This window comes from Apibacter sp. HY039 (genome assembly GCF_004023655.1).
GTDB lineage: Bacteria > Bacteroidota > Bacteroidia > Flavobacteriales > Weeksellaceae > Apibacter > Apibacter raozihei.
In genome coordinates, this window is the sequence record NZ_SAYM01000002.1 from 663,062 (window position 1) to 676,128 (window position 13,067).

Here is a 13,067-nt window from a genome sequence, read left to right on the forward strand (position 1 = left end):
ATTCTAAAAACTAAATTTGTTATATAAATTCATTGTCTTATTATATAAAGTATTAGTACCATGCCAAAGCATTGCACCTCCAATAAGCAAAGAATTTCTCCCATAAAAAGTACCCCAAGTAGAGGCTTTACCATATAAAGTTGGCAACGATTTTATTCCCATTATATTAATACTTCTACTACCTATTAATTGCTCAAAATAAACAGAAGATTTTAAAGTTTCTTTAGAGGCCCCTAAAACAACTCTTATACCTACAGAAGATTTAAGAATTTTAGTACTTCCCATTCTAATTAAATTAAATCCTACTTTTATTTCACCAAATCCGACATAAATCTGAAACATATCCCAACTAGGATCATACAAAGCTCCTCCAGTTCCTGTATTGGCTAGTACGCCATAGGTTCTGTTTTTGGAAACTTCACCTCCTGTTTGAAAGGGGACTCTGGTTTCTATAACTTCCCCATTTTCATATAAATAATCCATACTATCTCCTCCATTATTATTTATCTGCTTATATCCTCCATTCTCATCTTTTTCATATCCATTATCCGGTGAATCTGTATGCATCGCGTGATTCAATCCACTAACCACTAAACCTGTTGCGGCTCCTTGCCAGAAATTACCCCCGGTTAAGGCAGAACCGAAACCTCCGCTCAAGGTGCCAAAAAATAGGGTTCCAAAAGTTTTAGATCCATTAATTCCTGCTGCTGCACCTCCTAACCCTACGGCTGAGGCTACCAAGCTGGAAATCCCTCCACTGGACATTCCGCTTAATACATCTCCTCCTGAAATTCCTACGATTACCCCTTGAGATATGGCATGTAAACTTGCTCCAACTCCGGAGCTTATAATATTAATTTGAGTTGCTGTTAGTGTTTGAGTTGCAGAACATATACCCGTTTTAAACATTTCTGTTAAAGTTCCTATCCCATAAGATACTGTTCCTGCGACACCACCTAAAATTACATTATTTACAAAACCACTCCAACTAAAGGTATCTGTATATAAGGCATAGGCAGTATAGGTTGCTCCTCCAATAAGAGCACCTATCCCTGCCGCTATTGCTAATCCGGCAAGAGTAAATTCTTCACCGGAAGGATCTGTATACATCAACGGATTATTTAAAACATAGCCATAACGATTATAATTTTGAGAATTAAAAGCTTCCTGTATAAAGTTATCCGGCGAAAGAAACTGTTTCAATATAGGATCATACATACGTCCGTTCATATGTATAAGCCCTACGGTAAAAAAATGTTCATGACCTGTATATCCGCGATCCATAAACCCAAACTGAGCATTCACAGATTGTGTATTCCCGTTTTTATCGGTAACCTTCATCACTTTCCCCCAAGGATCAAATAATCGGCGTTCTATAGTTTGCCCTTTTTCATTGCTTATTGCAAGAATAGTCCCCTGATAATCGCGATGCAGGTAATATATTCCTTCTTCGGATTTTGACCCGGAGGTTGTAAACCGGGTAACCCATATAGCCGGAGCGTCGTACGGCGTACCTGAAATATAGGTAATTATTTTCGTTCCCTCTTTATCGGAAATAATTTCTACCTGTTTATCATCTGAATAATATTTACGTGTATGTATCATGTTCCCAGTGCTAACCTCTGCCTGAGTACGGCTATTGTGAATATTGTATTCGAAAATTACTTTTTCCTGTCCTTCTGTAATCTGAACCGGATTTTTAAATATATTATACGTAATTTGCTGTGTGGACTTTTTCTCATAATAGCTTTTTCCAGCATTATTTAGATTTATAGAAGACTTTTTATATCGGGAAGAAGTAACATAGTTATATTCTCCTACCTGAGAATTGCTGGTAATCCGTCCATCTGGGGCATAGCTATTAGAATTTACACCGGATGGATCCGACCAGGAAACCAAGCGGTCAAAGGAATCATAGGTAAACCTCTCGTTCCAGTTGTAGTATTGATTGTGCCTGGAGGTAAGAGTTCCTCTTTTCCATTCAAAATTATACGATGCTACTAAAGGTGCAGACAGTTCTCCTTTTTGTTCTGTTTTCGTAATAAACCCGGCACCGTCAATCGTATTTTTAATGGTTATTCCGTTGCCTAATTGGGCGTTTAACACCTGCATTCTTTCATTCATGCCGATGAGCTGCCAAAGAATTTTTCCACTTTCTGCATGTGTTTTTTTATCTAAAATCCCATTATACAGGTTATATGAATTTTGAACCGTAATTGCTGAAACCTGCTTCCCTAAAGTAGTTGTAACTTTCTCTGTCTGAGTCCTTCCTAATGGGTCGTAAGTAAATTCTTTAAAATAAGCAGCCTGAGGCGTTATTTCCCTTGTATTTTTTAACCGATAGAACGTATCGTAGTTATACACATTAGTATAAGCCTGTCCATTTGCCGTTCCTGTTTCTTTTAAAAGCAATCCTTTATCCGAGTATTCATAGCTCACGGTTACCTGTGTATGGGAACCTGTTATTCTTTTGGTAAGCACCTTACCCATAGGTGAATAGGTATAAGTCGTAGTTCCATCCGGTGTGGTTTCCGTAATTTGCTCTCCGTAGTTATTATAAGAATAAGTATACGGTTGCGTGCTTACTGCCGGATCATGCAAATAGGTCTTACGGCCCCATCCATCCTGTTGGGTCGTGATGATATGTCCTGCATAGTTGGAAGTTTTAGGGGTACCATTGGCATAATAAGTATAGGTTATGGTTTCGCCATTATCATCCACTTTTATGGTATTACCATTGGCATCTTTGGTTAGGGTTTTCTTTTTCACCCCATCGGATGTGGTAACAGAGAGTCCTTTATAGGAAATTGTATTTACCTTACCGGTAAACAGAGTTTGTTTTACGGGTCTACTCAGCTCGTCATATTCGGTTAGGTTCCAATAGGCGGGACTTCCCTCGCTCTCAAAATACGGTTCGCTTTCTTTTAGCTTTCTACCCAGTACATCGTAAACCGTCTCTTTAGAGACATAGGTTCCCGAAGCAAAACCTTTGGTCGTAGCTTTGATATCCCGCCCGTACACATCTTTGTATAGTGCCGAATATTCTCCGGTCTGGTTATTGAAGCTGATTATTTTTGCTCCGCCTTCTGAGGTTCTTTGATATTCCGTATAGGTAATCAAAGGTTGATCGGAGGTTCCGGTAGTTGTTACTTTTATTAATTTCCCCCAGCCGTCATAAACCGTTTGTATTTTAGTTCCTAAAGCATCGGTATGTTCCAGTACCTGTCCCCAAGTATTATAAATAAAGTTTTCGGTAAGGTTATTTATATCTGTTTTCCTGATAACAAACCGCCCTTCCGAATCGTAGGTATCTTTAACGGTACGTGGTGACACTCCCGGTGCAGATATTGTTTTCTGAATAAGGTTTCCCCAGTCATCGTATGTGTATGATTCTGCTATTTCATCTGTTTTATACCCTTTTTTGAAACTTTGTTTTATCAGGTTCTTATCATAGGTAAATCTTTCTTCGGAGGTATAGGTATCATTGTATGCAGTTACTGCGCTTTCTTTTTTCAGCAGCCTTCCAATATAATAATTTTCGTTGGCTCCTGTCGCATTATTATCATAGGTATATTTATATGTGAAGGTACTAACTCCGTTATTTATTTTTGTCTGAATTGGATTTCCGTAACTATCGTATTGATAGTTCTCGGTCGTTGTTTTTCCGGTTATGTAGTCCTTTTCTGACTTATCAGCGGGTAAAATTTTAATGATTCCGGATATAGATCTTTGAGTGTAAAAACGCGTGGATCTTTTAGACAAGAGCTGATTATCCTGAGGTGTATCTATAAGATTGTAGTTATTCCCTTTAAAGGTCCAGAAAGATATCCATGGGGAATAGTCTCCTTCATTTCTTCCTAATTGGGGATACATTTCTTCCACTGACCATATTTCAGCTTTCACGATATTTTCATCCGTCATCCAGTTGGAACGTGCAACTTTTTTAAACCCTAACAGCCCTAGCCCTTGGGTATGTGCTGTTAACCCAAAATATTTATATTTCTGATACAGGTACTTGGTCCCGGTCCTTACCGTTACTTTTTCTACGACATCCATATTAGGAACCTGAATAATCTCTTTATACGGATACACTTCTTGATCGGAAGAGAAGTAAAGTCCAGTAGCATCACCTAAGCCTTTATTTTTTGCATTGGGAACTAAAGGAGCATAGTCTACTTTTGTAATTATATTTCCTCCGGATTCTGAAATTTCCGTTATCAGAATTTCTTTTCGTAAATCCTTATTAAACTTACCTTTCCAAATTTGCTGACCTTGTCCAAACAGGTAGTTTCCTGTTTTTTCGTTGTTTTTATAATCGGCAACTATAAGAGCTATAGGTTCTTCATACCCATATCTGGATCGGGGAGTAACGCTTTCCAACATATTGCCGAAAACAGGTTTTTCTGCTCCTCCCATATTCTCAAAATAACGGATATAGCCTCTTCCATCTCTATCTTCGGGGCTTACCGTCCAAGATTCATATTCCGATTCTACAAAATCTGCTTTCCCGTCTTTATTTAAATCTACTAACTGGTATTGTTTTGCTCTATATCTATTGGCTGATGGTGGGCCCTGCCATGCAGGTTTATATTCTCTGAAATTTTCATACTTGGTCTTAACAAACCCTTCCCCTGTAGATACATAGACATACCAATGGCTTGAGCCTTCAGTCTCTGGTATCATAATATCTGTTTTCCCATCCCCATTTAAATCTCCCAATAGGAGGGGTTTCTCTGCGTCATATTCGCTAATTCTTCCGCTATGTACTTTAAAAAATTTACTATCTTTTCCCAAAGAATAAATTTCAAAATATCCTCCTTTCCTTATTGTTAATAAATCAGACGTACCATCACCATCAAAATCTAAAACTAAATTTTTCTCACCCAAAAACTCTAATTTATATTGATTTAACTGTTCAACTTCCGGATTTAAATCTACATAAAAGGCATGTTTGCTGTAACTTTTCCCCGATCTGTCACATCGTGTTCCTCCTCCTGTTCCTCCATCAACGGGATATCTGAATGTTCCTATTTTATTTCTTCCTGAATAAAGCAATGAAGATTCATTCCAGATCTTATTAATAATTATGATTTCAGAAATTCCATCTCCATTAAAATCACCTTCTAAATACTCAAAGTCATCAGAAACGGAATATTCGCTAATTATCGGTAAGTAACTACTGGGTCTGCATTCATCATATTTATAATTCGCAGCAGAAAAAGGAATTTTGATATCAGATTTCTTAACCATTTTACCTTCTTCTAAATTATACAGTTGAATTTTTAATTTATGTAAAGGTGATTTAGAAGTAAAATCTTCGTGTAATAGACTAAAAAAAGACTGTTTACTTTTGAATTTACCATCTATACTAGATTGAATAGGAATGCTTGCCAGTTTTCCTTCCAGTTTTGATAAATCTATTTTGCTCTTCCCCATTGTATCAAATATGTTTACATACAATGTGTTATTAGCTACAACATCTACCAAACCACTCCCATCAAAATCCCCAGTTAATCTTATATTTCTTAACCCATCAATTGATTCAAGTTCCTCTTTTTCGTATTCTGAAAATGAATTGAGAGTATTATTATAGGAAAAAGTAACCGGATTAGCGGCTTGATTTTTACTGTTAAATTCTTGTATAGAAGAAACCCTTTGATAATTTCCACTTATTTTTTCGTGAGTAACCTGATATTTTTTAAATAATGCACCGGAGGAATATACTTCAATTTTATCCAGGATTCGGGTATTTATTAGTTTGATTCCTTGTACATAAGCAAATTCAGAACGTTCTCTTTCTTTATAAAAAAACTGTATACAATTAGAAATCCCTGTAGATTTATTTTCATTTTTTCCCCAAAAAATTTTACTTATATAAATGGTATTAAACTCTTTTTCATATATATATTCAATATAATTGCCCTGCGGATCTTTCCATTTTTTAATCAACCATTCCGTAATGCCTCTTGAATCTTCCGAAGAACCGTAAAATACTTGCGTTCCATCCGGAAACGTAACTTTAAAATATTCAGGCTTAACTCCTTCCTTCCCGGATAAATTTGCAGTACCCAGCGATTCAATTTTTAAATTCGAATAGTTTTCTGTCTGATAAATCGCTCCCGGTTTTCCATATTCACCTTGCTTCACAATAAGTCTTTGACCATCTAATGAAAATCTTATATTTTCGTTAAAACTAACTCCCGAAACGAAACCGTCTAAATCTAAACGTGTTGAGACCACTGAAATTGAGGAGATTCCTGAAATACTCCACCCATAACCAGCTATTCCATTATCAGAGGAGCTGTTATAACTTAAAGAGATCTGCGGCCCAATATTTTTAACTCCCGGTGGAACCGCAACGGGTATCACGTAACTAGCCGATCCCATGTTTGAGACTGAAATTTCTCCTTTAGTATCAGCAAAATTAACAATTCCAGCATTTTTAATATCTATTTTCGAACTATTGTCACGAGATTTATTTTCTATATTTTGATATTCTGAACCTAACTTATTACTTTCATCAGATTTCAAATCATCATTCTGTAGTACTTGTGAATATATCGTAGGGTATTGTAGAAGCAGTAAAACTGCTAGAAATATTCTTAATTTCATAGTAAATAAAATTTAAAGTCCGTTAGTTTTTAATTAATTTATGATTGACAATTACTCCGTCCGTAAAATGTATTTTCAAATAATACACCCCGGATGCTTTATCTGTCATATTTAAAGTAGTTTTATTCTCTGAATGTTTAAAAGACACATTTTCTATAGCTTCACTATTATATGGTAATAATTCAATCCTTTTTACAGGATTCGATAAATTGTTTTCCCACTGAATAGTTAATATAGTTAGAACAGGATTAGGGAAAACTTGTACCTTCGTTTCAGATAATCGGGCTCCACGAGAAACCTCGGGTTCTTGCTCCTCCTGCGACTGATTATAGGTCGTAATTCCGATTGTACTTACATACTTTCTGATAATCTGATTTCCAGCACCATCATATTCAAAAGTAAGATTTAACTTCTGAGAATATAAATTTGTAAATGCAAAAACTGAAAATATTAGGAAGTAAATTTTTTTCATAAGCATTATTTTAATTTGACGTTAGTTAGTATTCAAAAATACAAATAAAAAATAATTAAACCAATATTTCACCTATTATTTACATCATAGATATATAAAAAAACCAGATTGACATAATCAATCTGGTTTTTTTATATATCTAATTACTACTATATATTATTCTAAATTTCTAATTCCAAAATTATATAAGATAAAAGCAAATTTATCTGCAGATTCTTCAATGATTAACTCTGTAGGCTTACCTGCTCCATGTCCTGCCTTGGTTTCAATTCTTATTAGTGCTGGGTTTGAACATCCTTGTTTTTCCTGTAGTTCAGCAGCAAATTTATAGGAATGAGAGGGAACTACTCTGTCATCGTGATCTCCTGTGGTTATCAGGGTAGCAGGATAACAAACTCCTTTTTTCACATTATGCACAGGTGAATATGATTTTAAATACTCAAACATTTCTTTGCTATCATTAGCCGTACCGTAATCGTAGGCCCAGCCTGCTCCTGCTGTAAAAGTATGATATCTCAGCATGTCCAACACTCCCACTGCCGGCAAGGCTACTTTAGCCAAATCCGGTCGCATAGTCATTACTGCTCCTACCAGCAACCCGCCATTGGAGCCTCCAGAAATTGATAAATATCGGGAGGAAGTATAGTGATTGTTTATCAGATATTCTCCTGCTGCAATGAAATCTTCGAATACATTCTTCTTTTTCATCTTAGTACCTGCATCATGCCATTCCCTTCCGTATTCTCCTCCTCCCCTCAGGTTTGCTACGGCATAAATTCCACCATTTTGTAACCATACGGCATTAGCTACAGAAAAACTTGGAAGTAAACTTATATTAAATCCTCCATACCCATACAAAATCGTAGGATTAGTACCGTCTAACGTAATTCCTTTTTTATAGGTAATCGTCATAGGAACCTGAGTCCCATCTTTAGAGGTGTAAAATATCTGTTTGCTTATATAGTCGTCGGGATTAAATTTAATGTCGGGCTTTTTATAAAGCTCCGATTTACCTGTTTCGACATTAACCTGAAAAATTGACGATGGATATATATAATTGGTAAATGAATAATAAATATTTTTCTGATTCGTTTTCCCTACAAACCCATAGGTTTGACCTTCGCCCGGTAAATCAACCATGCGTACCAGATTCCCATTAAAATCATACTGCCTAACCACTGAATGAACATCCGTGATATAAGAGGCAAATAAATATCCTCCTGCCGAAGTAACGTTCATTACCGAGCTGGTTTCAGGAATTACATCCGCCCAAATAAGATTGGAACTCCCCATTTTTGATGCATTAAATTTTTTAAGCACCTGATTGGGAGCATTAAGGTTTGTTTGTACATATAACCAGTCTCCTTTTGAAGTTATAACTTCATAATTGTTATCAAATCCTGATATTATTTTGTGAATATTGTTATCTGCCGAATGAAAATCCTGTATGTAAAGTTCATTTCCGGAAGTTGAATTGGCTGCTGTAATAACCAAATATCTCTGATCTTCGGTTACAGATGCCATAATATATCTTCTGGGAGTACTTTCTCCACCAAAAACAAGCTTATCCTTGGATTGCGGCTCGCCCAACGTATGATAGTAAAGTTTATGATGTTCTGTTTTTCCTGCCAGCTGACTTCCTTCTTTAGGCTTGTCATAACTGGAATAATAAAAACCCTCACTCCCCTTCCAGGCTATTCCTGAAAATTTAACGTCTTTTAGGGTATCTTCTATCTGTTTATTGGATCTTGTATCGAGAATTACTACTTTCCTCCAGTCAGATCCTCCTTCCGAAATCTGATACGCAGCCAGATTTCCGTCTTTACTAAATGAAATATCTCCCAGGGAAGAAGTTCCGTCTTTTGAAAAATTATTAGGATCTAAAAACGTTTCTTCCGGTCCACCAGTGGTAAGTTTCCGATATAAGACAGCTTGAGGCTGCAATCCGTTATTTTTATAATAGTACGTGTATTCACCTTCTTCAAAAGGAGCTGAAACTTTTTCATAGTTCCATAAGCGGGTGATCTGCTCTTTAAGCTGATTTCTATAAGGAATTTTTTTCAGGTAATCAAAAGTCAGTTTATTTTGCTTCTGAACCCAATCTGCCGTTGCTTTAGACTGATCGTCTTCCAGCCATCGATACGGTGCCTGAATTTTTTCTCCAAAATATTCGTCAATAACTTTTCCTTTATCGCTTACCGGATATTTCATATTCTGTGCATTTAAAACTGAGACAATAAAAAGTCCTCCCAGTATTACTTTAATTTTGACCATATGTTATTAATACTTTTTTTCTAGAATGTTAAATATATAAAAAAAACCCTTAATTGCTTTAATTAAGGGCCTATATTATAAATTTAGTTTGTCTGAGTTTAAATATCGTAACTATATTCCGTTAAATTTTTAAATTCATTTAAACGAATTTCAAATTCTTTTGATTGTAACTCTTGTAATTTTTCAGTACCAAATTTTTCAACGGAGAACGATGCTAAGGCACTTCCCACGATAATTGCTTTTTTCATATTTTCGAAAGATAAGTCACCGGTTTCTGCCAGATATCCGGCAAAACCTCCCGCAAAGGTATCTCCGGCACCTGTAGGATCAAAAACATCTTCCAGAGGCAAAGCAGGGGCAAAAAATATTTTACGTTCATTAAATAACAATGCGCCATGTTCCCCTTTTTTAATAACTACAACTTTAGGCCCCATTTCCTGAATTTTCTGAGCTGCTTTAACCAGGCTAAATTCTCCTGACAACTGACGGGCTTCTGCATCATTGATAGTAATAACATCAACTTTAGCTATTACTTTCATTAGTAAGTCCCAGGTACTGTTCATCCAGAAATCCATAGTATCCAGAATAGTCAGCTTAGGCTTTTCCTCCATTTGCTCAATTACTGATAATTGAACCGCCGGATGAAGATTACCTAACATAACAATTTCCGATTTTTTTTGCTCTTCCGGAATAACAGGATCAAAATTTTCGAGAACATTTAACTCAGTAATCAAAGTATCCCGGTTGTTCATATCTATATGATATTTCCCAGCCCAGAAAAAGGTTTTCCCTTCTTCGATCACTTTAATTCCCTCGATTCCGATGTTATTTTGAACCATCATATCTAAATAAGATCCTGGAAAATCCCCTCCGACTACAGAGACAATGTTTACTTCGGCTTTAAGTTTGGAAGCAGCAAGAGCTATGTAGGTAGCAGCTCCACCTAAAATTTTATCTGTTTTACCAAACGGTGTTTCAATAGCATCAAATGCAACCGTTCCTATTGCTAATAATTTCATTTTTTTCAATTAATAATAAAAGGCAGCTGCAAATATAGTTCTATTAAGAAATATATACTAAAAAAAATAACCCTTATCTTTTATATTTTGATTTATATTATTTTCTTTTTCCGGATTTCATATTAGGACTTAAACCTAAAAAGGCTTAATTCTTTCGAAACCAAGCCTTCTATTATATTTTACTTATCGTAACCCTATTCGTTTGTTTTGAATTTGTACGAAACACCTACTCCAAATGTCTGACGCGTTTGTGTTTTTCTTATTTGATCATGATCATAAATCAAATCAAAGGTTAGTTTTGTTGAAATATGATTGTTTACTTTCATATCTATAACACTTCCAAATGTTATATCCACCCTTTCTGCATGTCTTAAATAATTGGAAAATAAAGATAATGAATTATCCCAAGTAATATTTTTCACTACTTCAGTTTTGTATTTTGCCGTGACCATGGCACCTAATTCCATAAACATATAATCCCCGTCGTGTCTTAAACCGTAATTTCCTTTTTTCTGAAGCTTTTCATCCAGTACAAAAGTATTTTTAGAAGTCAGGGGTAAAACTGAAAATTGAAATTTGCCTTCAGGCTTATATTCAAAACCAACTCCTAAGGTTAGATAGCCGGGTGACATAAATGATGATATTCGATCTTTTGAAGTATAATCCGGATGCGCGGAATAATCGTAACCATTAAACATCTGAGTTTTCATAGACATTGCTACACTGGCATACCAATTTTTTGAAATCGAATAGCCATACATGGATTCAAGTAGCAATATATCATCTGTTTTTTTCATTTTATCACCTTTGTTATTTATTTGTCCGTATCCAACAGTGATTTTATTCTTTGAAATATGTTTGCCATTTTTATAATCAAAGGAATAATTAATTCTTGCGGCGCCTCCAAATGAATTGGTTCCTCCGGCAATCCAATTTGAAAATGAATTCTGATTGATAGTCAGTGAATGATCTCCACTTATTTTCCAATGATTTTCTTTTTTTGGAATAAGTACAGAATCTTTTACGGTTGTGTTTACCTCATTTTCCTGCGCTTTACTAAGTTCAGAAACAGACAAAGCCAACAGGAGCAATAAAAGTTTTTTTAGCATTTTTTATTTAATTTTGACATTTAAAGGAGCAAATGTAATAATAATTTAAAAAATATACTTACATTTATCTATCATTCAATTAATTATTTATCCACAAGTGAAAACGTTTGGCTACCTCTTTTTCAGTATTTTAATCCTTAATTCATGTTCCGTTAATAAGAGCAGGCCTGCACTATCAGCTGCTCAATATCAGGCAGAACTCAAAGAACATTATGACGGTCCTAATACACCATTGAAGAAAGAAGATATTGCAGATTTTAAAGGTCTTAACTTCTTCCCTATTGATAGTAACTTTATTGTTCAGGCAGATTTTATCAGGCTAAACTCTTCCGATATTTATAGCTTTAAAACATCTAAAAATTTGTATAAAAAGTATTTAAAATATGGTAGGTTAACTTTTGAACTAAATGGGAAAACAAATCATTTATACCTTTATCAACCTTTTCCGCTTACCAAGCATCATAAAGATTATTTGTTTTTACCCTTCCGAGATTTAACTACAGGTATATCTTCTTATGGAGCCGGAAGATATTTAGATTTCTCAAAAAAATCAATTGTTAAAAATAAGATTATCATAGATTTTAATAAGTCATATAATCCTTACTGTGCATATAGCAGATATTACAGCTGCCCGATGGCTCCTTCAGAAAACACTCTTACAATCGCTATTGAAGCAGGTATTAAATATGATTATTCCGTTCAAATTGAATAATGATATACAAAAAATAGTTAGAGTTTTTAATTACTTTTTACTGTTATAAAGTACCGGATTTAATTCTTCATCATTATACATTTTCATCTGCTTATATACTTTCATATATTTTGCTCCTCTTTCATAGTCATCCAATAATTCTTCGATAGCTGTAGATAAATCTATATATTGCTGTTGTAGTATGTTTAACTTTTCCTGACATTTCTCTTTATGCTGAGCAGATGCATCTTTTCGCTCTACTTCCGATTTCATATGATATATTTTTAAAGCCAGAATGGAAAAGCGATCCATAGCCCAAGCGGGGCTTTCCGTATTTATTTTGGCTTCAGGCATAATATTTACCTGTTTGTATTTATCTAAAAACCAACTATCCAAATTTTCAACCCTATCTGTTCGTTCCTGATTAGATTTGTCCACCCATCTTTTTAGTCTCAATGCTTCTACCGGATCTATATTTTCATCTCTGATTAAATCTTCGAGGTGCCACTGAACAGTGTCTATCCAGTTTTTCAAATACAATAAATGCTCAATCTGACCGACAGGATAGGGATTGTTAATTGGTTGGTTAACATTGTCTGTAGTGTGATAATCCTGAATACTTTGATTGAAAATATTCCAAGCTTTTTCTGTAAATTTCATTTGCTAAATTTTAAGAACAGGATGGGTTGTTTATTCTTCCTTTTTTTCAGATGAAGCAGAATCTTTCTTTTTATCATCATCTGATTTCGTAGCATCTTTGAATTCCTTCAGTCCTGATCCCAGCCCCTTCATTAATTCAGGAATTTTCTTACCACCAAATAATAATAATACTACAACCAGTATTATTACAATTGACATAGGATGTTCAAATAATCTCATATTTTTTAATT

At 35.0% G+C, this 13,067-nt stretch carries 8 protein-coding genes; 1 reads left to right on the plus strand and 7 read right to left on the minus strand.

The features are described from left to right. Positions 1-3: 3 nt before the first annotated feature. From EQ921_RS07110 to EQ921_RS07130, 5 genes are all read right to left on the minus strand, one after another. A complete protein-coding gene (locus EQ921_RS07110; protein WP_128331106.1) occupies positions 4-6,612 on the minus strand; it encodes an FG-GAP-like repeat-containing protein in 6,609 nt (2,202 codons plus the stop codon). Between the two features lie 22 nt (positions 6,613-6,634). Beyond that, on the minus strand, positions 6,635-7,084 hold the full coding sequence (locus EQ921_RS07115; protein WP_164875601.1) for a T9SS type A sorting domain-containing protein: 450 nt from the start codon (positions 7,082-7,084) through the stop codon (positions 6,635-6,637). Positions 7,085-7,240: 156 nt separating this feature from the next. After that, on the minus strand, positions 7,241-9,358 hold the full coding sequence (locus EQ921_RS07120; protein ID WP_128331108.1) for a prolyl oligopeptidase family serine peptidase: 2,118 nt from the start codon (positions 9,356-9,358) through the stop codon (positions 7,241-7,243). Positions 9,359-9,456: 98 nt separating this feature from the next. Then, positions 9,457-10,377, minus strand: coding sequence for a PfkB family carbohydrate kinase (locus EQ921_RS07125; protein WP_128331109.1), 921 nt, complete (start codon positions 10,375-10,377; stop codon positions 9,457-9,459). Between the two features lie 194 nt (positions 10,378-10,571). After that, the gene (locus EQ921_RS07130; RefSeq protein WP_128331110.1) at positions 10,572-11,486 is read right to left on the minus strand and encodes a DUF3078 domain-containing protein; all 915 of its coding nucleotides are present in this window, start codon (positions 11,484-11,486) and stop codon (positions 10,572-10,574) included. Positions 11,487-11,583: 97 nt separating this feature from the next. On the opposite strand from EQ921_RS07130, the gene EQ921_RS07135 reads away from it, so the two are divergent. Then, on the plus strand, positions 11,584-12,198 hold the full coding sequence (locus EQ921_RS07135) for a DUF1684 domain-containing protein (RefSeq protein ID WP_164875602.1): 615 nt from the start codon (positions 11,584-11,586) through the stop codon (positions 12,196-12,198). A 30-nt stretch (positions 12,199-12,228) separates the two neighbouring features. Here the strand turns inward: EQ921_RS07135 and EQ921_RS07140 are convergent, their stop codons facing one another. Together EQ921_RS07140 and tatA are read right to left on the minus strand one after the other, a co-directional pair. Beyond that, the gene (locus EQ921_RS07140; protein ID WP_128331112.1) at positions 12,229-12,837 is read right to left on the minus strand and encodes a DUF4254 domain-containing protein; all 609 of its coding nucleotides are present in this window, start codon (positions 12,835-12,837) and stop codon (positions 12,229-12,231) included. A 30-nt stretch (positions 12,838-12,867) separates the two neighbouring features. Continuing rightward, on the minus strand, positions 12,868-13,056 hold the full coding sequence (gene tatA, locus EQ921_RS07145) for a twin-arginine translocase TatA/TatE family subunit (protein ID WP_128149026.1): 189 nt from the start codon (positions 13,054-13,056) through the stop codon (positions 12,868-12,870). Between the last annotated feature and the right edge of the window lie 11 nt (positions 13,057-13,067).